This window comes from Streptomyces sp. HUAS CB01, assembly GCF_030406905.1.
GTDB lineage: Bacteria > Actinomycetota > Actinomycetes > Streptomycetales > Streptomycetaceae > Streptomyces > Streptomyces chengbuensis.
The window spans coordinates 3,686,353-3,708,105 of sequence record NZ_CP129137.1 but is presented as its reverse complement, the minus strand read 5'-3'; the positions used below and the strand labels follow the sequence as shown (position 1 = coordinate 3,708,105).

Here is a 21,753-nt window from a genome sequence, read left to right as displayed (position 1 = left end):
TCGGTCACGGAGCGGCTTCCTCAGCCCTGGCGTCGGCGCAGCACGCGGAAGGCGGCGTACGTGGCGGCGGCGGCCAGTGCCAGCACGATGCCGGTCTCGACGAGCTGGATCGGCCAGAAGTGGGAGGGCGGGTGGGTCCTGGCGAAGTCGGTGACGCCCGTCCCGCCGCCGTCGCAGGGGTCCCAGTAGCCGGGGCACATGACCGAGGACACGCGCCCGCCCGACGCGTCGAGGCTGCCGGACTCCACCCACCAGGTGTCGCGGGGGTGCGGCAGGGGCCGGCCGGTGAGGGTTTCCGTCGGCCACAGGGTGTGCCGGACGGTGCCGAGGACGAGCATCACCGTCCCGGTGACGAGGCCCGCGACGCCCATCGCCGCGAAGGCGCGGTGGACCAGCAGTCCGGTGAGCGCGCCGACGCCGACGGCCAGCAGCGCGTACGCCGTGGCGGTGGTTCCGTACGCCGTGTAGACGGGGCCGGACCAGAGGGGGAGGAAGGCGTTGTCGCTCACCGGGGCGCGGCTCCAGCGGAAGACGGCCACGTAGGCGGCCGACGTGGCGGCGACGACCGTCGCGACGAGCACCAGTTTCGTGGCCGTCCAGCGGAGGGGGGTGACGGACTGGGTCCAGGCGACCTGGTGGGTGCCGGTCTCCGTCTCGCGGGCGAAGAGCGGCCCGGCCACGTACGCGGCGATGAGCGGCGGCGAGAGCACGAGGAGGGTGCTGCCCCGGTCGAGCGCCCCCAGCAGCAGGTCCTCGGGACCGAACGCCCCCTGCCGTCCGTGCCCGGAGGTGAACCACAGGCGCGTCGCCGCCAGGCCGCCGCAGCCGAGGGCGAAGACGGCGAGGAGCATCCGGAGCGCCGACCGGTGCTGACGGACGAGGACCCAGCGGGTGCCGGTCAGTGCGGAGGTCAGGGCGCTCATCCGGCGGCCACCTCCTTCGACGGGGTGAGCAGGGCGGGCGCCGAGGGAGAGCGCAGATGGGCCAGGAGCAGTTCCTCCAGCGAGGGCTCCACCGCCTGCAGGCCCTCGCCGACGGGGCCGTCGGGGCGTATGAGCGCGGTCAGTTGGCGTCCCGTGGTGCGGGACTCGACGACCGTGTGCGGTCCGAGTCCCGTGCCCGACGCTCCCGTCACCAGGCGGTGCGCGGCGAGCAGCTCGTCGATGCCTCCGCCCAGGCGGACGCTGCCGCCGTCCACCAGCAGCAGGTGGTCGCAGGCGTTCTCCAGTTCGGAGAGGATGTGCGAGGACATCACCACGGTCGTGCCGTTCTCGCCCGCGTCGGCGAGCAGCATGCCCATCAACTGGTGGCGTCCCAGCGGGTCGAGGTCCGCCATCGGCTCGTCGAGGAGCAGGACCTCGGGCCGCTTTCCGAGGGCCAGGGCGAGAGCCACCCGGGTGCGCTGGCCGCCGGAGAGCGTACGGACGCGGGTGTCCGGGTGCAGCTCGCCGGCGTCGATAATGCGACCGGCGGCGCCGTCGTCCCAGCGGCCGGGGTTGAGCTCGCGGCCCACACGCAGGGTCTCGGCGATGGTGAGCTGGGGGAACAGCGGCTTGTCCTGGCCGACGTACGCGAGCCGTTCGCGTGCGTCCGCGGGACCGGTTCCGAGGATCCGGACACTGCCCTCGGTCGGCCGCAGCAGGCCCGCCGCGAGCGCCAGCAGCGTGGACTTGCCCGCGCCGTTGGGGCCCACCAGCGCGCAGATGCGTCCCGCGGGCAGCCGGAAGGTGCAGTCGCGCAGGGCCCGGTGGCGCCGGAAGCTCCTGCCGAGTCCGGCCGCCTCGATGGCGGTGTCGGTCATGTGTCGTCCCCCTGGGTCTGCGTGAAGTGCTCGTCCAGCACCGCGGTGAAGAGCGCGGCCACGTCGTCCCGCTCCAGTCCGGCCGCGCGGGCCCGCGCCGCCCAGTCGGCGAGCTCGCCGCGCAGGGGTGTGTCGGCGCCCGCGGCGCCGAGCGTCCTGCGGACGAACGTGCCGAGGCCGCGGCGGGCTTCGACCAGGCCGTCGCGTTCCAGTTCCCGGTAGGCCTTCAGCACCGTGTTCGGGTTGATGGCGGTCGCTTCCACCACTTCACGGGCCGTCGGCAGCCGGTCGCCGGGCCGGAGCAGGCCCAGCCGCAGGGCCTGCTTGGTCTGCTGGACGATCTGGACGTAGGTGGCGACGCCGCTGCGCCGGTCGATCCGGTACTCGATCACGTGTCCACCACCCTTTCACTAATCAAGTAGTGAAAGGGTGGTGCAAGAGAGGGGGCGGTGTCAACCGCCCCCTGGTCCCGCCGCCGCGCGGACCGGCCGGCCCGCCCGCTCCGGGCAGCACATGGCCCCGGTGCTCCGGGCCGCTCAGGTCTCCGCGCTCCGGGCCGCTCAGGTCTCCGTGCGGTACATCAGGTCCACCTCGTGGGTGGTGAAGCCGAGCCGCTCGTACACCCGCATGGCCGCCGGGTTGTCCGCGTCGACGTACAGCATGGCCGTCGGCACCCCCTGCGCCGCGAGATGGCGCAGCCCGATCGCGGTGAGGGCCTTGCCGAGGCCGGTGCCCTGGGCGTCGGGGCGGATGCCCAGCACGTACACCTCGCCGAGCTGCTCCTCGGCGTGGAGCTTCGTCCAGTGGAAGCCCACGACCTCGCCCCCGCGCTCGGCGAGGAAGAAGCCCTTGGGGTCGAACCAGGCCTCGCCCTTGCGGTCGTCGAGGTCGCGCTGGGTGATCGAGCCCTGCTCGGGGTGGTGGGCGAAAGCGGCGGCGTTCACCGCGAGCCAGGCGGTGTCGTCCTGGCCGGGGACGAAGGTGCGTACCGTCACGCCGTCCGGAAGGACCGGATCCGGAATGTCGAGCGGACTCAACGGGCGGCGCAGCTGCCGCAGTTCACGGAACAGGGTCAGGCCCAGCACCTGGGCGAGATGGCGGGCCGCGGACTTGCCGCCGTGCGCCCACATCCGCAGCCGCTTGCCGGACGCACCGAGCAGCGCGTTGCCGAGGGCCCGGCCGTGGCCTCGGCCGCGGTGCGCCGGGTGGACGACCAGCTCGGCGGCCGGGGCCTCCACCGGGTCGGCGCCCTCCAGTTGGGCGTACCCGCGGAGGTCGCCGGCGACGGTGAGGACGAAGTGCCGTACGCCCTCGCGCCTGCCGTGGCGGAGATAGAGCCGGCCCTGCTCGGAGACGGCCTGCACTCCGTCGGCGCGGGCGGCGACGGACAGCAGGCCGAGCACGTCGTCGGCCAGCTCGGGGGTGAGCTCGTCGAGCGTCGTGATCTGCCGGCCGGGCTCGATGGCGGCGGGAGCTGCGTCAGTCATACGACGAGGGTACGGCGCCGGGGCGAACCCGATCGGATACCAGCTCGTAACCCGGTACCCCCTGTCGCGCTACGCGCGTTGACTCTAGGCTGCCCGGCTGAGGACAGTCGTTTCACGCTGAACTGACAAGGGGACAGATGTCAGCGACATCACACCAGAAGCGCCGCCGCGTACTCGCGGCCGCCGCCGGACTGACCACCGTCGGCGCACTGGTCGCCGCGATGCCCGCCGGGGCTCACGATCGCGGCAACGGACACGGCCACGACCACGGATACGGTTACGGCCGCACCGTCGACGTCCAGCTGCTGTCCTTCAACGACCTGCACGGCAACCTGCAGCCGCCCGCCGGCTCGGCGGGCCGGGTCACCCACACCAACGAGGACGGCACCACCCGCACCATCGACGCGGGCGGCGCCGAGTACCTCGCCACGCATCTGCGCGAGGCCCGCAAGGGCAACCGGTACTCGATCACGGCCGCGGCCGGCGACATGGTCGGTGCCTCGCCGATGCTGTCCGGTCTCTTCCACGACGAGCCGACCATCGAGGCGCTGAACAAGCTGAAGCTCGATGTGACCTCCGTCGGCAACCACGAGTTCGACGAGGGGGCCAAGGAGCTCGCCCGGCTGCAGAACGGCGGCTGCCACCCGGTCGAGGGCTGTTACGAGAAGAAGGCCAACGGCAAGCCGAAGACCTTCCGCGGCGCGGACTTCCCGTACCTCGCGGCCAACGTGACCAACGAGAAGTCCGGCCGTCCGGTCCTGGACCCGTACTTCGTCTGGGAGAAGAACGGGGTGAGGATCGGCTTCATCGGCGTCACCCTGGAGGGCACCCCGGACATCGTCAGCGCCGAGGGCATCAAGGGCCTGAAGTTCGGCGACGAGATCGAGACGATCAACAAGTACACCAAGGTGCTCGAGCGCAAGGGCGTGAAGTCGATCGTCGCGCTGCTGCACGAGGGAGGTGCGCCCGCCTCCGGCTCGTACAACTACAACTGCGACAGCCCGGGCCCCGGCGACGGCATCTCCGGCCCGATCGTCGACATCGCCAAGAAGGTCAGCCCGCAGGTCGACGCGCTGGTGACCGGCCACACCCACCAGGCGTACGCGTGCACCGTCCCGGACCCGTCCGGGAAGCCGCGCACGGTCACCTCGGCCGCCTCGTTCGGCAAGCTGTACACCGACACGACGCTCACGTACGACCGCCGTACCCGCGACATCGTGCGCACGTCGGTCGCGTCCGCCAACCACGTCGTCACCCGTGACGTGGCCAAGGCCGCGGACATGACGCAGCTGATCGACCGCTGGAACACGCTGGCCGCGCCGATCGCCAACAAGCCCGTCGGCTACATCTCCGCGGACATCGAGAACCCCGCCGACGCGGCCGAGCGTCCGGCCGGCAACCTGATCGCGGACGCCCAGCTGGAGGGCATGGCGCCGGCCGACAAGGGCGGCGCGCAGCTCGCGCTGATGAACCCGGGCGGCATCCGTGCCGGTCTGGTCCACAAGGCGTCCGGCAGCGAGGGCGACGGCGTCGTGACCTACGGCGAGGCCTTCACCGTGCAGCCGTTCACCAACATGATGACGGCGGTCGACCTCACCGGTGCCCAGCTGATCACCGCGCTGCAGCAGCAGGTGAGCGGCCCCAACCAGGCCGCGCCGAAGATCCTCCAGGTGTCGAAGGGCTTCACCTACACCCTGGACATGACCAAGGCCGGTGCCGACCGGATCGTGACGGACTCCGTGAAGCTGAACGGTGAGGCGATCGACCCGGCGAAGACCTACCGCGTCGCGATGAACGAGTTCCTGGCGGGCGGCGGCGACGGCTTCGCCGTGCTGAAGGAGCACAAGAACAAGCTGGTGGGCGCGTCCGACCTGGACCTGCTCAACGCCTACTTCGCCGCGCACTCGAGCCCGGCCGCCCCGCTGGCGCCGCCGGCCACGGGCCGGATCACGGTCGTCAAGTGACCTGCTGAGCCCGGCTCATGCCGAGGGGCGGCGGACCACCGGTCCGCCGCCCCTCGGATCTTTCCCGCGTTTTCCGCCCAACTCATTTTGTGTCATGGGCATGTCTGCAATTATCCGGGTGCCGACCGCGACCCCCCACATCGCGGCGGCCGACGAAGGAGACAGCAGGCATGTCCTTGACCAGACGTGGTTTCCTCACGGGCGCGGCGGTCGCCTCCGCGTCCGTCCTCATCGGCGCACCGGGCCCGGCAGCGGCCGCGCCGCGGCGGGCGCTCGGTCCGCAGGACTGGATGGGCGGTTTCGACGACGCCAGGGCGCTGCGGACGCTCACCATCCCCGGCACCCACGACTCCGGGGCCCGCTTCGGCGGCCCCTGGTCGGAGTGCCAGAACACCACCATCGCGCAGCAGCTGGACTCGGGGATCCGGTTCCTGGACGTGCGGTGCCGGGCCATCGACGGCTCGTTCGCCATCCACCACGGGCCCTCCTACCAGAACATGATGTTCGGCGACGTCCTCATCGCCTGCCGTGACTTCCTGCGCGCCCACCCGTCGGAAACCGTCCTGATGCGGGTGAAGCAGGAGTACTCGGGAGAGAGCGACGCCGCCTTCCGCGCCATCTTCGACAACTACCTCGACGTGCGCGGCTGGCGCTCGCTGTTCCACATCGGCGACACCCTCCCGGCCCTCGGCCGGGCGAGGGGCAAGGTCGTCCTGATCGCGGACAACGGCGGGCTGCCCGGCCTGAAGTGGTGGGACGGCGGGGCCTTCGACGCGCAGGACGACTGGAACGCCCCGCCCTGGGACAAGTACCCCAAGGTCGAGGCCCATCTGCGCAAGGCCGTGGAACAGCCCGGCAGGCTGTACGTCAACTTCGTCAGCACCTCGGCGTATCTCCCGCCGAGGTGGAACTCCGACGACCTCAACCCCCGCGTGCACCGCTTCCTGGACGGCACGGCGAGCGGCTGGAAGGGGCTGGGGATCGTCGTGCTCGACTTCCCCAACACCCGCTCAGGGCTGGTCGACTCGCTCATCCGGCACAACTGACGGCGTCTCCGGCGGCGGCGTGGGCGCCCCGGGCAGACGGATCACCGCCACGGTGCCGCCGCCGTCCGCCGGACGCAGCTCCGCCTCGCCGCCCGCCTGCCGCACGGTCCTGGCCACGATCGAGAGTCCGAGGCCCGAGCCGGGCAGCGCGCGGGCGGACGGGGAGCGCCAGAACCGCTCGAAGACGTGCGGCAGTTCGTCCGGCGGCACCCCCGGGCCGTGGTCGCGCACCGTCAGTACCCCGCGGTCCAGCTCCACCTCGACCGCTCCTCGCGGCGGCGAGAACTTCACCGCGTTGTCCAGCACGTTGACGACGGCACGCTCCAGCGCCGCGGGCTCGGCCCGTACGTACCAGGGCCGCAGCTCGGCCTCGATCCTCAGCTCGGGACCGCGCAGCCGGGCGCGTTCCAGCGCGGCCCGGGTGACCTCGTGCAGCGCGACGACCCGGACCGGGCCGGGCGACGCGCTGTCCGGCCGGGACAGCTCCTGCAGATCGCCGATCAGCGCGGCCAGCTCGGACATCTGCGCCTTCACGGACGCCAGCAGCGCCGCCCGGTCGCCGGGCGGCAGGGCCCGGCCGGTCCGCTCGCTGCGGACCAGCAGGTCGATGTTCGTGCGCAGCGAGGTCAACGGGGTGCGCAGTTCGTGCCCGGCGTCCGCGATGAGCTGTGCCTGCCGGTCGCGGGAGGAGGCCAGCGCGGCGGTCATCTGGTTGAACGAACGCGACAGCCGGGCGATCTCGTCCTCGCCCTCCACCGGGATCCTCACCGTCAGGTCCTCGGTGCGCGCCACGTGCTCGACCGTGTCGGTGAGCCGGTCGACCGGCTTCAGGCCGGTACGGGCGACCCACAGTCCTGCGGCGCCGGCGGCGACGACCCCGGCGCCGGCGAGGAAGGTGAGGAGGAGGGCGAGCCGGTTCAGCGCGGTGTCGATCTCGTGGAGCGGGCGGGCGACCATGACGGTGACCTGTCCCCGGCCGTTCGGCGCGTCGTTCAGGGTGTGCACCCGCACCTCGTCGCCGTCGTCGGTCGTGCTGCCGTGCAGGACGTCCCGCCTGAGCCCCCGCGCGACCGCGATGTCCTCGGGCTGCACCTTCACGGGCTCCGAGTAGGGCGTGACACAGCGCGTCCCGTCGGGGCCGATGACCTGGATGTACGCGAACGCCTTGCGCTCGGCGGCCTGTGCGCCGGCCGGGGCGCGACACGCCGCGAGGGCGGTCGCGATCGAGTCGGGGGGCGCGCCCGTGTTCCGCAGCGAGGTGTCGAGCTCGTCGCGCAGCTGCGCCTGGGTCAGCAGCCAGCACGCGACGGCGACCGCCGCCACCGCGGCCGCCACGGCCGTCGCCGTCAGCAGCGCGAGCCGTGACCGCAGCGGCAGGGCGCGGAATCTGCGGATCACTCCGGGGACCCCTCCCGAAGGGCGTAGCCCACTCCCCGCACGGTGTGGACCAGGCGCGGTTCGCCGGCGGCCTCGGTCTTGCGGCGCAGGTACATGACGTAGACGTCCAGGGAGTTGGAGCTCGGCTCGAAGTCGAAGCCCCAGACGGTCTTCAGGATCTGCTCACGGGTCAGCACCTGCCTCGGGTGCGCCAGGAACAGCTCCAGCAGGGTGAACTCGGTCCGGGTCAGTTCGACGCGGCGCGGCCCGCGGGTGACCTCGCGGGTCGCCAGGTCCATCCGGAGGTCGGCGAACGACAGGACCTCGCCGGAGTCCCCGCCTGCCCCGGCGGCCGCGTACGAGCTGCGCCGCAGCAGTGCCCGGATCCGTGCGAGCAGCTCGTCCAGCTCGAACGGCTTCACCAGGTAGTCGTCGGCCCCGGCGTCGAGACCGGTGACGCGGTCGCCGACGGTGTCCCGGGCGGTCAGCATCAGGATCGGCAGGGTGGAGCCGGCGGAGCGCAGCCTGCGCGCCGCGGTCAGTCCGTCCATGCGCGGCATCTGGATGTCCAGGACGACCAGGTCGGGCCGGTACGACTCCACCTTCGCGAGCGCGTCGGCGCCGTCGGCCGCGACCTCGACGGCGTACCCCTCGAACGCGAGGCTGCGCTGGAGGGCCTCGCGTACCGCGGGCTCGTCGTCGACGACGAGGATGCGCCCGCCGTCATCCGGTGTGGAGGTCATGGCCCCAGCCTCGCACGCGCTCAGGCGTCGCCGCCGGAGCGGAGGCCGTCCAGGTCCGCCTTGACGGTGTCGATGGGGATGGCGAACCCGAGCCCGACGCTGCCCGCGGTGGAGCCGTTCGCCGAACTCGGCGAGTACATCGCGGAGTTGATGCCGATGATCTCGCCGTTCATGTTGATCAGTGCGCCGCCGGAATTGCCGGGGTTGAGGGAGGCGTCGGTCTGGATGGCCTTGTAGGTGGTCCTGGAGTCGCCGGTGTCGCCGTTGAACTCCTGGCCGCCGAACTCGAAGGGCCAGTTCCCGCGCGGGTCCTGCCGGTCCTGCCCCCGCCCCTCGTCCTTGGCGACGGTCACGTCCCGGTCGAGGGCCGAGACGATGCCGCTGGTCACCGTGCCGGTGAGGCCCTCGGGGGAGCCGATCGCGACGACCTCGTCGCCGACCTTCACGGCGCTCGAGTCGCCGAGGGCGGCCGCCTTCAGGTCCCTGGCGCCCCTCAGCTCGATCAGCGCGAGGTCCTTGTCGGGGTCGGTGCCGACGACGTCCGCGGTGTACGCCCTTCCGTCGCTGAGCCGGACCTTGACGGTGTCCGCGCCGGCGATCACGTGGTTGTTCGTCACGACCTCGCCGCCCGCGGAGATGATCACTCCGGAGCCGGTGGACTCGCCGGAGCCGGAGGAGGCGTTGATCTCCACGATGCTGGGGGAGACGGCCTGTGCGACACCGGCGACGGTGCCCTTGCTGCTCTGGGACACCGTCGTTCCGCTGACGCCGTTGGAGGTGCCGGGCGCGCTCCCGGCGGTGAACCGTTCGACGAGCGTCGCCGCCCCGCCGCCGACGGCCGCGGCCACGATCGCGACGGCCGAGATCAGCGCGACGGGCCGCTTGGCGCGGGCCCGGTGCGCGGGGGCGGCGGCCGGACCGGGGAGGCCCGCCGTGGGGGCGTGCGGGGGCGGCGGCGGGTACGCCCCGTCGCCGAAGCCCGCGTACGGGTACGGGTGGGTCTGCTGGGTGCCGTCGTCGCCGCCGCTGCGGTGGTGGTCCGTCATGGTGACGACTCTCGGGCCCGTAGATGAGAGTGCGCTGAGGACGCCCTGAGAAGCCCGACAGAAGCCTGTATGCCCCATGTAAAGCGCGGTCCGGGACGGCGGAGAGGGCAGGCCCCCGAGGGTGCGGAGACCGGCGTACGGACCGGGCCGGTGGTGCCACGACCGGGAGGGCGATGGTGCCACGACCGGGAGGGGCGTCGGCGTTTCACGGCCGGGAGGGTCGTTGGTGTTCCGGCCGGTGGCGTCCGGCCCTGCCTCGCCCGGACGGCCGGGTGGACGGGTGGCACCCGGGCCCGTCGTGCTCGGCCCGTCGTGCTCAGCGCCGCCCCGGCGGGGACCCGCGGGTCAGCCGCCGCAGCCGCAGGAGCGGCGCACGATCAGCGCCGAGGGGAACTGCTTGACCCGCTCCCGCCGCGATCCGACCACCCGCAGCCCGTCGTCCAGCACCAGGTCGACCGCCGCCCGGGCCATCGCGGGCCGGTCGGAGGCGATCGTCGTCAGCGGCGGATCGGTCAGCGCGGCTTCCTTGACGTCGTCGAAACCCGCAACGGCCAGCTCACCGGGCACGTCGATCCGCAGCTCACGGGCCGCCCGCAGCACACCGATCGCCTGGTCGTCCGTCGCACAGAAGATCGCCGGCGGCCGGTCGGGGCCGGCCAGCAGCCCCAGGGCCACGCGATAGGCGTCGTAACGGTTGTACGGCGCGGAGAACAGCCGGCCCTCCGTGGACCGCCCGGACTCCAGCATCGCCCGGCGCCAGCCCTCGACGTGGTCGGCCACCGGGTCGCCCACCGCCGGGGTCTCCTCGACCCCGCCGAGACACGCCACGTACGGGTGCCCGTGCTCCAGCAGGTGCCGCGTCGCGAGCTGCGCGCCGCCGATGTCGTCGGTGACGACGGCGACGTCGTCGATCGCCTCGGGGCGCTCGTGGAGCAGCACCACCCGGGCGTCCCAGGCCTCGATCTCCGCCGCGGCGCGCTCGCTCGGACCCTGGCTGACCAGGATCAGGCCGGCGACCCGCATTCCGAGGAAGGCCCGCAGATAGTGGACCTCGCGCTCGTCGCGGTAGTCCGAGTTGCCGACCAGGACCATCTTTCCGCGGTCGGCGGCGGCCCGTTCCACCGCGTGCGCCATCTCGGCGAAGAACGGCTGGCGGGCGTCCGGCACGATCATGCCTATGAGGTCGGTGCGCCGCGAGGCCATCGCCTGCGCGACCCGGTCGGGCCGGTAGCCCAGCTCCTTGATCGCGGCGAGTACGCGCTCGCGCGTGGCCGGTGCGACCGGCCGGGGTCCGTTGTTGATGACGTAGCTGACGACAGCGGTCGAAGTACCCGCCAGTCGCGCCACATCGTCCCGCGTCACCTTGGCCACGCGCGCAGTCTACGCGTGGTGACCTACCTCTGGGCAGGGCGTACGGCGGCCTCGACGCTCTCGATCACGTCCGGGGCCGGAGCGGCGGAACCGGCGGCCGCCTTCTTCGCCTTCGCCGCGGCCGTCTCCTCCGCCGCGCGCTCGACCTTCTCCGGCGTGACGAAGCGGTAGCCCACGTTGCGCACCGTCCCGATCAGGGACTCGTGCTCGGGGCCGAGCTTGGCGCGCAGCCGCCGTACGTGGACGTCGACCGTGCGCGTGCCGCCGAAGTAGTCGTAGCCCCAGACCTCCTGGAGCAGCTGGGCCCGGGTGAAGACCCGCCCGGGGTGCTGGGCCAGGTACTTCAGCAGCTCGAACTCCTTGAAGGTCAGGTCCAGGACCCGGCCCTTCAGCTTCGCGCTGTAGGTCGCCTCGTCCACGGACAGGTCACCGTTGCGGATCTCCATCGGGGAGTCGTCGGAGGTGAGCTGCTGGCGGCCCATCGCCAGCCGGAGCCGGGCCTCCACCTCGGCGGGGCCGGCGGTGTCCAGCAGCACGTCGTCGATGCCCCAGTCCGCGGTGACGGCCGCGAGGCCGCCCTCCGTGACGACGAGCACGAGCGGGCAGCCGGGTCCGGTGGAGCGGAGCAGCTGGCAGAGGCTGCGCACCTGGGGGAGGTCGCGCCGGCCGTCGACCAGGATCACGTCGGCGCCCGGGGTGTCGACGAGGGCCGGGCCCTCCGCCGGGGCCACGCGTACGTTGTGCAGCAGCAGGCCGAGGGCCGGAAGCACCTCCGTGGACGGCTGGAGGGCGTTGGTGAGGAGCAGCAGTGAACTCATCGCGCCCCACCTGCCCCGGCCGTCTCCCCTGCCCGGGTCGTCGTCTTTCGGTCGTGCACGGTTCGCTCGCCCATAACGTCGGTTCCTCCTCGTCCCTGCGAGAGGGGGTCCCTCCCACGCCCGAAGGCCGCGGGGGAGTGTGCGGCATCTGCTTCTTGCCCGGCCGCGGGCCCCGCGCCCCGGGGGTCCGCGATCGTTTCGTTCACCTGTCTGTAACAACGGCCTGGAAACACAAAAGGACCCGGGGGCTGCGTCGCCCGGATCCTCTGCCAAGCAGAATAGCCCACATGACTTCCGTGTCGGAGGGCCGATTTCACAGTGTGGATGTTTCCTCGATCACCTCCGGTCCTCTGCGCGCCACGCTGAGGACCTCCGACGGGGTGCTCCTGGAGGCTCTCCACGAGCCCTGTACGGCCCGGGCGGAGGGGTCGTACGAGGGCGGTCCCGCCGTCGTGGACCGTCCCGGTGCCGTGGACCGCGGGACGGCGATTGTCGTCGCGCACGGCTTCACCGGCTCGGTCGACCGTCCCGCGGTGCGCAGGGCGGCCCGTGTGCTCGCCCGCCGTGCGGCGGTCGTCACCTTCTCCTTCCGCGGGCACGGCCGGTCCGGCGGGCACTCGACCGTGGGGGACCGCGAGGTGCTGGACCTGGCGGCGGCGGTCGCCTGGGCGCGGTCCCTGGGGCACCGGCGGGTCGTCACGGTGGGCTTCTCCATGGGCGGCTCGGTGGTCCTGCGGCACGCGGCGCTCTACGGAGCGGCCGGCGCGGGGCGCGCGGCGGAGGCCGCGGGGGGCGGCGGGGACAGGGCCGGGGCTGCGGGCACGGTGGCGGGTACGGCCACGAACACGGGCGGGGCCGTGAGCACGGCCACGGACCCGGCGACGGGCGGCGACGTACGGCTGACGGGTGAGGCGCGGGGGCCGTGGCCGTACGGGGCCGGCCGGGAGCCGTGGCTCGCGGCGGACGCGTGCGACGGCCGGACCGACGCCGTCGCGGCCGTGAGCGCGCCGGCCCGCTGGTACTACCGGGGCACGGCTCCGATGCGCCGGCTCCACTGGGTGGTCACCCGCCCGGCGGGACGGCTCGTGGGGCGCTACGGGCTGCGCACGCGGATCCACCCCGAGGACTGGGACCCGGTGCCGCTCTCCCCGGTGGAGGCCGTGCCGCTGATCGCCCCGACCCCGCTGCTGATCGTCCACGGCGACCGCGACGCCTACTTCCCGCTGGACCACCCCCGGATGCTGGCCGCGGCCGGACCGTCGGAGCTGTGGCTGGAACCGGGCATGGGACACGCGGAGAACGCGGCCGACGACGCGCTTCTGGGGCGCCTCGCGGACTGGCTCGTCCGCGCATAGCCCATCATGGACAGTCGACGAGCCGGAGAGAGGAGTGCCGCGATGGCAGCGGGGACCATCCGCTACTGGGCCGCGGCCAAGGCCGCCGCGGGTGTGGCCGAGGAGCCGTACGCCGCGGAGAACCTGGCCGAGGCGCTGGACGCCGCCCGCGAGAGGCACCCGGGCGAGCTCGTCCGCGTGCTCCAGCGGTGTTCCTTCCTCGTCGACGGTGCGCCCGTCGGGACCCGCGGGCATGAGACCGTACGGCTGGCCGAGGGCGGCACGGTCGAGGTGCTCCCGCCGTTCGCAGGAGGGTGAACCGCACAGCATGAGCAGCGATCAGCAGTATCCGTACGGCACGCACGACCCCTACGGGCAGAATCCGCCCGACCCCCACGTCACCCAGACGTGGGAGGGGCAGACCTGGGACACCCAGTACCAGCCGGTGGTCGAGCCCGCCCCGCACCCGCAGGACACGCCGCACGCCCCGCACCCGCAGCACACCCCGTACCCGCAGGCCGCCCAGTACCCCCAGGCCGCCGCGGAGACCGCGTACCTGCCGCCGGTGGGCGCGGCCCCGGCGGCGTACCCGCTGCCTCCGGAGGCAGCGGTCGCTTCCGCGTCCGGCCCGGTTCCCGCCGGACCCGTCCCGACGCCGGGCGTGCCCGTGGCGTACGGGCCGCAGGGCGCCATGGACGTCCCGCCCGCGGAACCCGCCGGGATCGGGTCCACCGCCGGTGCGGGTCCCGCGTACGGCGCGCCCACCACCCTGGGCAACGCCCGCGTCACCGACGCCCAGCGGGCCCGTGCCGAGGGCCGTTCGCCGATCATCCCGCCCGGGATGCAGCCCGCCGGGCTCACGGCCCTCACCGGCCTGCTGCTCGCGGCGACCGCCGGAGTCTCGGAGTACCTGCTGCTGGTCCCGCTGATCGCGTTGCAGGCCCTCACCGCGGCCGGCTGGTTCCGGCTCAACGGCATGTGGCCCGCCCGCCAGGGCATCGCACTGGCCTTCGCCGGCGGTCTCGCCGCCGACGCCGTGCTGCTGGCCGCGGGCCGGGAGCACGCCCCGGCCGCGATCATCGGCACCCTCGGCGTCTGGGTGCTCCTCACACTCGTCCTCCAGCTGCGCAGCCACGCGGCCGCGGACGAGCGGATGTACGGACTCATGGCGACGATCGCCTCGGCCGCGCTGACGATCGTCGCGGCCGGGTTCCTCGCCGCCGCCCCCGACGCGGTCGCGGCCGGCGGTGCGGCCGTCGCCGTCGCCGCCCTGGCACGGGCGCTCCCGCTCCCCGGCGCCGCCTCCGCGGCGGTGGCGCTGCTGGCCGCCGCGGGCGCCGGGATCGCGGCGGGCGCGGTCACCGGAGCCGGCACGGAGTGCGTGCTGCCGGCCCTCGGGGCAGGGGTCTGCGCGCTCGTCGGCCTGCGGGTCGCGAGCTACGACTACCCGTCCCGCTTCGTGCACATGACGGCCGGTGTCGCGCTGCCGCTCACCGCCGCGGCGCCGATCGTCTACCTGCTCGGCCGCGCGCTCGGGTGAGGCCCCGGCCCGGTCCGGGGGGAACCAACGGCGTGCCGCGGGACGTCGATCATTCAGTCCGCCTCCGTCCGGGGCGGCCGCGACAGGGGTGGGAGAACCAGGCGTGCGCGCACTGCGAATACTGCTGATCACCGTGGTGATCCTCGGCGGGCTCTTCGTCGCCGCCGACCGGCTGCTGCTGAACTACGCCGAGTCGGAGGCAGCGGAGAAGCTCAAGGCGCGTCAGGGCCTGTCCGGGGCGACGGAGGTGTCGATCGCCGGCTTCCCGTTCCTGACCCAGGTCGCCGGCAGGGAACTCGAGCGCGTCGACGTCACCGTCAGGGGCATCGAGGCCAGCGCCAACGGGCGCCGGGTCGTCATCACCGAGATGTCGGCCGCCCTGCACGACGTGCGCCTCGGTTCCGGCTTCGGCAGCGCCACGGCGACGACCGCGACCGGCACCGCCCGTATCTCGTACGCCGACCTCGAGAAGGCCGCCGACGAGGACGTCACGCTGGCCTACGGCGGGAACGGCAAGGTGAAGGTCACCGGCTCGGTCGGCATCCTCGGCCGCACGATCTCCCGCAGTGTGGTCTCCACCGTCAGCCTCGCCGACGGGGACACGATCCGGGTGCGGGCCGACGAGGTCCCCGGTGAGGGCATACCGAGGCTCGAGGAACTGATCCGGGGCAGGACCGACTTCGACCGGAAGATCAGCGGGCTGCCGCAGGGGATGAAGCTGGAGAAGGTGCAGGCCGAGGAGAACGGGCTCGTCATCACCGTCTCGGGCACGGACGTCCCGCTGAGCGGCTGACCCGCCCGCGCCCGCGCCCGCGCTCGGGCTCCGGACCCTGACGTCGTGCGCCGGCGTGAAGGCCGTGGAGCGGGGCCGGGCCGTCCGCGACGGCCTCGCCTGAGCCCTGTCGGCCCTCGCGCGTCCGCCGCTGCCGCAGCCGCCCTGTTCGACGACCCGCGGACGGCCCCGGGAGCGGTCAGCGGACGGGACCGCCGGTCCACCGGACCGTGCGAGTCCGGATACGCGCATCATGGCCGGATACTGAGACGGTCCTGTCCGACCCGCAGATGCCGTCCCGGCCGCGGGCCCCCGGGGCGCTGCGCGGAGTGCGGGAAGGGGACCTCCGTTCCGCCTTTCGGACGATCGTGTCTCAGAATGCGACACGCCGGTGACATGGCAGCCGAGTCGTCCCTACGATCGGACCCATGAAGCGACAGGCGGATCTCACGAAGCGGCGGGCAGTCGACCTGTGCCGTGTCGCCGCCATGCTCTGTCGCGCCATCTGAGCGGAAGCGTCGACTTCCGTATTCCCCGGGCCTTCTGACCTGCCACGGATCAGGGCCGACCCTGTGCCTGACGCCCTTGCGGCGTACCCGCACATCCCCGCGCGACACCCCAGCGCACCACCCGCCGCACACTGCCCCGGAGGAGAACAGCATGAGCCGCAGCGACGTCCTGGTAGACGCCGACTGGGTCGAGGCCCGCCTGGACGACCCGAAGGTCGTGGTCGTCGAGGTCGACGAGGACACCTCGGCCTACGACAAGAACCACATCAAGAACGCCGTCCGGATCGACTGGCAGAAGGACCTCCAGGACCCGGTCCGCCGTGACTTCGTGGACCAGGCCGGCTTCGAGAAGCTGCTGTCGGAGAAGGGGATCGCCAACGACGACACGGTCGTCCTCTACGGCGGCAACAACAACTGGTTCGCCTCCTACGCGTACTGGTACTTCAAGCTCTACGGCCACGAGGACGTGAAGCTCCTCGACGGCGGCCGCAAGAAGTGGGAGCTCGACTCCCGCGACCTCGTCGACGGCTCCGAGGTCCCGCAGCGCCCGGCCACCGAGTACCGGGCCAAGGCCCAGGACACGTCGATCCGCGCCTTCCGCGACGACGTCGTCGCCGCCATCGGCGCCCAGAACCTGGTCGACGTCCGTTCGCCCGACGAGTTCAGCGGCAAGCTGCTGGCCCCGGCCCACCTGCCGCAGGAGCAGTCGCAGCGCCCCGGCCACGTGCCGAGCGCCCGCAACATCCCGTGGTCGAAGAACGCCAACGACGACGGCACCTTCAAGTCGGACGAGGAGCTCAAGGCCCTCTACGAGGAGGAGCAGGTCGACCTGGCGAAGGACACCATCGCCTACTGCCGCATCGGTGAGCGTTCCGCGCTGACCTGGTTCGTCCTGCACGAGCTGCTCGGTGTCGGCAACGTCAAGAACTACGACGGCTCGTGGACCGAGTACGGCTCCCTCGTCGGCGTGCCGATCGAGCTCGGCGCGAACAAGTAAGCCCCGGACCTCCGGACCCCTCGACCGTAAGGACAGAAAGTATGTGTGGAGCGAAGGCCGGCGGCCCCGACGCCTCGACGATCAAGCCCGGTGAGACCACCATCCAGGGTCAGGTGACCCGCGACGGCGAGCCGGTCACCGGCTACGTGCGCCTGCTGGACTCGACCGGCGAGTTCACCGCCGAGGTCCCGACCTCGGCGACCGGACAGTTCCGCTTCTACGCGGCCGAGGGGACGTGGACCGTGCGCGCCCTCGTTCCGGGCGCCACCGCGGACCGTACGGTCGTCGCGCAGACGGGTGGTCTCTCCGAGGTGGCCATCGCCGTCTGACGGCAGCGGACCGAACCGGCCGAAGGGCCGCACCCCAGGGGGTTGGACGCTTTCCTGGACGTGGGTGCGGCCCTTCGTGCCGTCGTGCGCGGCGCGTCCTACGCTGGAGGCATGTACGCGCGGCGCCGTCACGCCTACTTCCTGCTCATGGGCGGATGCCTCGTCCTCTTCGTCTCCGCCTGGGCCTTCGTGCGCCTCTGGTCGGTACCGGTCGCCGTCGGCATGTGCGTCGTCGCCATGGTGATCCCGCCGCTCGCCGCGGTGGTGGCGAACCGGCGCGGTCCCGAGGACCGCTGGTGGGACGACCCGTCCGGGGACCCGCAGTCCGACGAGTGGTGGGACGAGCTGGACGGCAAACGGAAGCCGGGCTCGGGCCCACGCCCGTGACGCGGGTCGAGGAGCCCGGGGGCGCCCCGTGGCCGGGGTCCGGGCGCCCTCGTGGAGGAGGGACTCGCGAACTCGGCGCGCCGCCCGTGGCAACTCGGCCTAGTACACGAGCGCCTGAGTACCGTCGGCCATGGCCTCGCTGACGAACACCTGAGCGCCCGCGATCCGTACGCCCTCGATCACGTCCTTCTCCGTGATCTCGCGCCGGGCCGCGCACTGCGTGCAGAGGGTGATCCGCCCCGCCGCCAGGACCGACTCGATCAGATCCGGCAGCGGTGCCGCGTGCGGGAGCTCGAACTCCGCCGCCCGGCCCGGCAGGGCGAACCACGAGGACTCGCCCGTCAGCCAGAGCGAGACCTCCACACCGCTGGCCACGGCGACGGCGGCGACCGTGAAGGCCTGCGAGCAGCGTTCGGGGGCGTCCGCCCCGGCGGTCACTTTGATCACGAGCTTCTTCGCCATATGCCGAACTGTAATCGGCGCGGCCACAACCCGTGATCGGGGGCGCGGGTCAGTTGTGTGAGCGCAGTCGAACGGAATCTGCGCCCACAGGTCTCGTGGAGGGACCCCTTTGGAATCGCAGAGAACACAGCCGGAGCCGGCCGCGTCGGAGGCGGAAGCGGAAGGGCCGCGGGACGGCCCGGAGTCGGCCGGAGCGAACGGGCACGCGCTCGACGCACCTGACGCGCAAGGCGCGCACCGGCCCGCCGGGGACGGCGCACCGGCCTCCGCGCAGGAGGCGACGCCCGCCCCGGCGGAGGTGCCCGCGCCCGTTCAGGCGTCCGCGGACGTGCCCGTGCCCGGTCCCGCGTCCCAGCCCGGGGAAGCGCCCGCGCCCGGGGAAGCGCCCGTGCCCGGGGACGGTCTCCGGTGCGGGGAGGCACCCGCGACCGTGCCCGCGATCGCCGGGCCGTCCCGCGACGTACCCGACCCGCCGGGTCCCTCCCCGCGGCGCCGCGGCCGAACCGCGGTGCTCCTCGCCGTCGCCGCGGTGATCGGCATCAGCGCGGGCACGGCCGTCGGGTACAAGGTGCAGGCCGACCGGCCGCCGACGCCGCTGCCCCCGCTCAACCAGCCGGGCCTCGCGTACCCGGCGAAGCCGCTGCCCGCTGACCGCGCCCCGGAACCGCTCAGCGCCGCCGAGGACCGCAGGGTGAAGACGGACGGCGATCTGCGCAAGCTGCTGGTGCCACAGCCGAAGGGCGCCCGCTCGTTCCCCGCGTGGGGGGCGGTGGACGGCTGGTCGGACAGCGCGTCGTACGCGCGGGACTTCGAGCGACCCGGCAATGCCTTCACGAACTTCACGGAAAAGGACCTGCGCCGGATCGCGGTCGCGGGCTGGAGGCAGGGCGCGCACCGGAACGTGAGCATCAGCCTCGTCCAGTTCCGGTCCGGCCAGGCGGCCATGGACCACGCCCGGGAGCAGCAGTCGTACGTACCGCGCGAGGACCACGCGGGGAACGACGGTGACGCCCTCGGCGGCAGCGGCAACGGCCGCTACTACCTCTACCCCGCCAAGCAAGGGACCGGGGTCCTGCCCTACCGGGCCCGGGCCGTCTTCCAGCGCGGGGACGTCATGGTCGACATCAACATCCACGACAGCGAGCGGATCGGCAAGAACGAGATCCGCTCGCTCGCCGAGCGACAGCTGGAGCGTCTGTCTTGAGATCCGTACTGACCGGGGTCGTGCTCCCGGCTGTGCTCGTCCTGGGCTCGGTGGGCGGCGCTGCCGCGTACACGGCCGTCACCGTCGGCGGCGCGGACCGCACCGTCCCCACCACCGTCTGGGCCCAGCCCTCGAAGGAGCCCGCAGCCGACCCGGCCGCCGAGGCCTGGCGCGGACGCGCCTCCACCCCGCTGGGCAAGCTGCTGCTGCCGGTACCGGACGGCTACCGGCTCGGCCCCGACGTCGCTGAGTTCGGCAACGACGCCGAACTCAGCGCCAAGCAGGCGACCGCCCTGATGAAGGAGTGGGGCCGCCGCCTGTCAGGCGCGGAGCGACGGGACGACGAGAAGCACGTGAACAGGCTGGGGCTCAAGGGCATCGCCGTGCGCTCGTACGCGACGGAGTTCGCCGAGCGGGGCGGGGTGTACGAGGACGACGTCGTCGTCACGGTGCAGATCGTCAGGATGAAGAACCAGGCCCGGGTGCGGGAGGCGTACGAGCGCCAGACCGGGCTGGGCAAGATGTTCGGCCTTCCGAAGGGGCCGAAGATCAAGGGCCACACGAACGCGAGCTGCTTCGCCGGCCCCCGGGCGGGCCTCGACAGCGCCGAGGAGGAGGGCGGGCGGCTGGACGCGATGCGGTGCTTCGCCTACGACTCCGAGCTGCTCGTCAGTGTCTGGGCGGACGGCGTGGCGCCCCTGGACAAGGGGGCCGTCGCCGATCTCGTGCAGGAACAGCTGGATCACATCGCCTCGCCGGGGGAGTACGTATGACCGAGCAGACGCAGCGCGCCGAGCCGGCCGCCGAGCCGGCGGACGCCGCACGGGCCGTGCCGGCCACGTCCGGTCAGGTCCCTTCCGCACCGGCCACCGCTGGTGGAGGGCCCGAACACACCGCGGACACTCCCCCGCGCGACCGTCGTGTCTTCCGTGCCCTCGCGCGCTGGACCGCCGCCGTGCTCGTGTGCGGCGGACTCGGCGCGGGCACGGCGTACGGGATCAGCTCCATGGAACGCTCCGACGTCCCCGGGCTCGCCACCGAGAGCGACGGCCGCTGGTCCTACCCGCGCCTCTCGCTGCCCGCGCTCCCCGCGGGCAGTCAGCGCCCCTTCACCGACGGCAACCGGCACCGGATCCACCACGCCGACCTGCGGAAGCTGCTGCTCCCCGCGCCGTCCGGCGCCACGCCGGACAAGAAGCTGACCGGTGGCTGGGTGAGCGCCGACCAGTACGTGTCCGAGTACGTCGAGGACAACCGGGCCGACCTCCGGCAGGCCCTCGAGGACTACGCGGTGCGGCACATCGCGGCCCGCGGCTGGACGATGCCCGACGGCACCACCGCCCGTGTCTACCTCCTCCGGTTCAACTCGGAGGACATGGCGGAGGAGTTCACCGGCACGGAGATCGGGGCCGGGCTCTCCCCGGACGTACTGCTGCGGTCCGCGCCGGGCGAGGTCGGGATCGACGAGGGGTGGGAGACCGAGACGCCGGCGGACGGCCGGTCCGCGGTGTCCGTCTACACCGAGGCGAAGCCGGTCGGGCCCGAGCACACCCGCCAGGCCTATGTCGTCGCCGGGGACACGGTCGCGCTGATCATCCACACCCGGAAGGGCGAGGCCCTGTCCGTCCCCTTCCACCAGACCCTCGTCCTCCAGAACCAGCTGCTCGGCTGACCCGTCCGCTGCCGGGCCGACCTGGCAGAGGACCCGGCAGAGGACCTCGCGGAGAGGGCCGCGCCCCCGCCCACTAAGCTGGGGTGCGGCCCGATCTGCGTTCGCGCTCACCCGAGGAGCACCCGTGATTGTTTTCTTCGAACTTCTGCTGGTCCTGGTGTGTGTGGGCGTGCTCGCCTTCACCGGCCTGGCCGTGAAGAAGCTGTACCAGGGCCAGCGCTAGTTCCGTATCCCACTGACCGACAGAGCCAGCCATGATCGAGATCCCGTCCGACCTCAACCCCGACCTCGTGCCGCTCGCGTTTCTCCTCGGCACCTGGGAAGGCGCGGGGGTGTCCGACTTCCCCGGCTCGGAGAAGTGCAACTTCGGCCAGTCCGTGGCCTTCAGCCACGACGGCCGGGACTTCATCGAGTACGTCTCGCACAGCTGGGTGCTGGACTCCGAGGGCAGGAAGGTCCGCCCCCTGGAGAGCGAGTCCGGCTACTGGAGGATCGACAAGGACCGGAAGGTCGAGGTCGTCATGATCCGCGACCAGGGGGTCGTGGAGATCTGGTACGGCGACCTCGCGGACAAGAAGCCGCAGATCGACCTGGCCACGGACGCGGTCGCGCGCACCGCCGCCTCCCCGCCGTACTCCGGCGGCAAGCGGCTCTACGGCTACGTCAAGGGCGACCTGATGTGGGTCGGCGAGAAGTCCACCCCCGACGTGCCGCTGCGCCCCTACATGTCGGCGCACCTGAAGAAGGTCGTCACTCCCGAGCAGGTCGAGGCGTGGGCCAAGGACCTCGGTGACCTGCCGGACGACGGCATCGCCTTCTTCAAGTGACCCTCCCGCGTGACCCGCGGCGTGCGTGGCGCTCCCCGCCCGACCCGCGGCCCCGGTGAGACCGGGG

The 21,753-nt window shown here is 72.8% G+C and carries 24 protein-coding genes; 14 read left to right on the top strand and 10 right to left on the bottom strand.

Annotated features, from left to right (window positions below; translation table 11 throughout):
* Positions 1-20: 20 nt before the first annotated feature.
* From QRN89_RS16420 to mshD, 4 genes are all read right to left on the bottom strand, one after another.
* On the bottom strand, positions 21-923 hold the full coding sequence (locus QRN89_RS16420; RefSeq protein WP_290350196.1) for an ABC-2 membrane transporter-related protein: 903 nt from the start codon (positions 921-923) through the stop codon (positions 21-23).
* Positions 920-1,801: an ABC transporter ATP-binding protein gene (locus tag QRN89_RS16415; protein WP_290350195.1), complete on the bottom strand. Its 882-nt coding sequence runs from the start codon at positions 1,799-1,801 to the stop codon at positions 920-922. Before QRN89_RS16415 ends, QRN89_RS16420 begins: the two co-directional genes overlap by 4 nt.
* Positions 1,798-2,193, bottom strand: a complete 396-nt coding sequence (locus QRN89_RS16410) for a GntR family transcriptional regulator (protein WP_290350194.1) — start codon at positions 2,191-2,193, stop codon at positions 1,798-1,800. The genes QRN89_RS16415 and QRN89_RS16410 overlap by 4 nt, the downstream gene beginning before the upstream one ends.
* A gap of 168 nt (positions 2,194-2,361) precedes the next feature.
* The gene (mshD, locus tag QRN89_RS16405; RefSeq protein WP_290350192.1) at positions 2,362-3,288 is read right to left on the bottom strand and encodes a mycothiol synthase; all 927 of its coding nucleotides are present in this window, start codon (positions 3,286-3,288) and stop codon (positions 2,362-2,364) included.
* 137 nt (positions 3,289-3,425) lie between these two features.
* On the opposite strand from mshD, the gene QRN89_RS16400 reads away from it, so the two are divergent.
* Positions 3,426-5,252 carry a bifunctional metallophosphatase/5'-nucleotidase gene (locus tag QRN89_RS16400; protein WP_290350190.1) on the top strand — a complete coding sequence of 609 codons (1,827 nt, stop codon included), beginning with the start codon at positions 3,426-3,428 and terminating at the stop codon, positions 5,250-5,252.
* 170 nt (positions 5,253-5,422) lie between these two features.
* The gene (locus QRN89_RS16395; protein ID WP_290350189.1) at positions 5,423-6,298 is read left to right on the top strand and encodes a phosphatidylinositol-specific phospholipase C; all 876 of its coding nucleotides are present in this window, start codon (positions 5,423-5,425) and stop codon (positions 6,296-6,298) included.
* Here the strand turns inward: QRN89_RS16395 and QRN89_RS16390 are convergent.
* The 5 genes from QRN89_RS16390 to QRN89_RS16370 form a co-directional block, all read right to left on the bottom strand.
* Positions 6,263-7,696 carry a sensor histidine kinase gene (locus tag QRN89_RS16390; RefSeq protein ID WP_290350188.1) on the bottom strand — a complete coding sequence of 478 codons (1,434 nt, stop codon included), beginning with the start codon at positions 7,694-7,696 and terminating at the stop codon, positions 6,263-6,265. The genes QRN89_RS16395 and QRN89_RS16390 overlap by 36 nt on opposite strands.
* Positions 7,693-8,418 (bottom strand): response regulator transcription factor, encoded by a 726-nt coding sequence (locus tag QRN89_RS16385; RefSeq protein ID WP_290350187.1) that lies wholly within the window; start codon positions 8,416-8,418, stop codon positions 7,693-7,695. The genes QRN89_RS16390 and QRN89_RS16385 overlap by 4 nt, the downstream gene beginning before the upstream one ends.
* A 20-nt stretch (positions 8,419-8,438) precedes the next feature.
* Positions 8,439-9,464 carry a S1C family serine protease gene (locus QRN89_RS16380; RefSeq protein WP_290350186.1) on the bottom strand — a complete coding sequence of 342 codons (1,026 nt, stop codon included), beginning with the start codon at positions 9,462-9,464 and terminating at the stop codon, positions 8,439-8,441.
* Between the two features lie 345 nt (positions 9,465-9,809).
* A complete protein-coding gene (locus QRN89_RS16375) occupies positions 9,810-10,835 on the bottom strand; it encodes a LacI family DNA-binding transcriptional regulator (RefSeq protein ID WP_290350184.1) in 1,026 nt (341 codons plus the stop codon).
* A gap of 23 nt (positions 10,836-10,858) precedes the next feature.
* Positions 10,859-11,653: a response regulator transcription factor gene (locus tag QRN89_RS16370; RefSeq protein ID WP_290350183.1), complete on the bottom strand. Its 795-nt coding sequence runs from the start codon at positions 11,651-11,653 to the stop codon at positions 10,859-10,861.
* Between the two features lie 287 nt (positions 11,654-11,940).
* On the opposite strand from QRN89_RS16370, the gene QRN89_RS16365 reads away from it, so the two are divergent.
* The 8 genes from QRN89_RS16365 (at position 11,941) to QRN89_RS16335 (ending at position 17,521) form a co-directional block, all read left to right on the top strand.
* A complete protein-coding gene (locus tag QRN89_RS16365; RefSeq protein WP_290350180.1) occupies positions 11,941-13,008 on the top strand; it encodes an alpha/beta fold hydrolase in 1,068 nt (355 codons plus the stop codon).
* 42 nt (positions 13,009-13,050) lie between these two features.
* A complete protein-coding gene (locus QRN89_RS16360) occupies positions 13,051-13,305 on the top strand; it encodes a MoaD/ThiS family protein (protein ID WP_138054465.1) in 255 nt (84 codons plus the stop codon).
* 10 nt (positions 13,306-13,315) lie between these two features.
* Positions 13,316-14,527, top strand: a complete 1,212-nt coding sequence (locus QRN89_RS16355; protein ID WP_290350179.1) for a hypothetical protein — start codon at positions 13,316-13,318, stop codon at positions 14,525-14,527.
* A 103-nt stretch (positions 14,528-14,630) separates the two neighbouring features.
* On the top strand, positions 14,631-15,320 hold the full coding sequence (locus tag QRN89_RS16350) for an LmeA family phospholipid-binding protein (RefSeq protein ID WP_290350178.1): 690 nt from the start codon (positions 14,631-14,633) through the stop codon (positions 15,318-15,320).
* 407 nt (positions 15,321-15,727) lie between these two features.
* Positions 15,728-15,808: a putative leader peptide gene (locus QRN89_RS35605; protein WP_352103060.1), complete on the top strand. Its 81-nt coding sequence runs from the start codon at positions 15,728-15,730 to the stop codon at positions 15,806-15,808.
* Between the two features lie 151 nt (positions 15,809-15,959).
* Positions 15,960-16,805 (top strand): sulfurtransferase, encoded by an 846-nt coding sequence (locus QRN89_RS16345; protein WP_290350177.1) that lies wholly within the window; start codon positions 15,960-15,962, stop codon positions 16,803-16,805.
* 41 nt (positions 16,806-16,846) lie between these two features.
* Positions 16,847-17,134, top strand: coding sequence for a DUF1416 domain-containing protein (locus QRN89_RS16340; RefSeq protein ID WP_017945923.1), 288 nt, complete (start codon positions 16,847-16,849; stop codon positions 17,132-17,134).
* Positions 17,135-17,245: 111 nt separating this feature from the next.
* Positions 17,246-17,521 carry a DUF3099 domain-containing protein gene (locus QRN89_RS16335; RefSeq protein WP_093661261.1) on the top strand — a complete coding sequence of 92 codons (276 nt, stop codon included), beginning with the start codon at positions 17,246-17,248 and terminating at the stop codon, positions 17,519-17,521.
* A gap of 99 nt (positions 17,522-17,620) precedes the next feature.
* On the opposite strand, the gene QRN89_RS16330 is transcribed toward QRN89_RS16335, so the two are convergent.
* Entirely contained in the window at positions 17,621-17,983 is a 363-nt protein-coding gene (locus QRN89_RS16330) for a DsrE family protein (RefSeq protein WP_290350176.1), read from the bottom strand.
* A 430-nt stretch (positions 17,984-18,413) separates the two neighbouring features.
* Between QRN89_RS16330 and QRN89_RS16325 the strand changes: the two genes are divergently transcribed.
* The 4 genes from QRN89_RS16325 to QRN89_RS16310 all read left to right on the top strand — a co-directional run bounded on the left by QRN89_RS16325 (position 18,414) and on the right by QRN89_RS16310 (position 21,686).
* A complete protein-coding gene (locus QRN89_RS16325; RefSeq protein ID WP_290350174.1) occupies positions 18,414-19,187 on the top strand; it encodes a hypothetical protein in 774 nt (257 codons plus the stop codon).
* Positions 19,184-19,960: a hypothetical protein gene (locus QRN89_RS16320; protein WP_290350172.1), complete on the top strand. Its 777-nt coding sequence runs from the start codon at positions 19,184-19,186 to the stop codon at positions 19,958-19,960. The genes QRN89_RS16325 and QRN89_RS16320 overlap by 4 nt, the downstream gene beginning before the upstream one ends.
* On the top strand, positions 19,957-20,859 hold the full coding sequence (locus QRN89_RS16315; protein WP_290350170.1) for a hypothetical protein: 903 nt from the start codon (positions 19,957-19,959) through the stop codon (positions 20,857-20,859). Before QRN89_RS16320 ends, QRN89_RS16315 begins: the two co-directional genes overlap by 4 nt.
* Before the next feature lie 254 nt (positions 20,860-21,113).
* Positions 21,114-21,686 (top strand): heme-binding beta-barrel domain-containing protein, encoded by a 573-nt coding sequence (locus QRN89_RS16310; protein WP_290350169.1) that lies wholly within the window; start codon positions 21,114-21,116, stop codon positions 21,684-21,686.
* Positions 21,687-21,753: the final 67 nt, after the last annotated feature.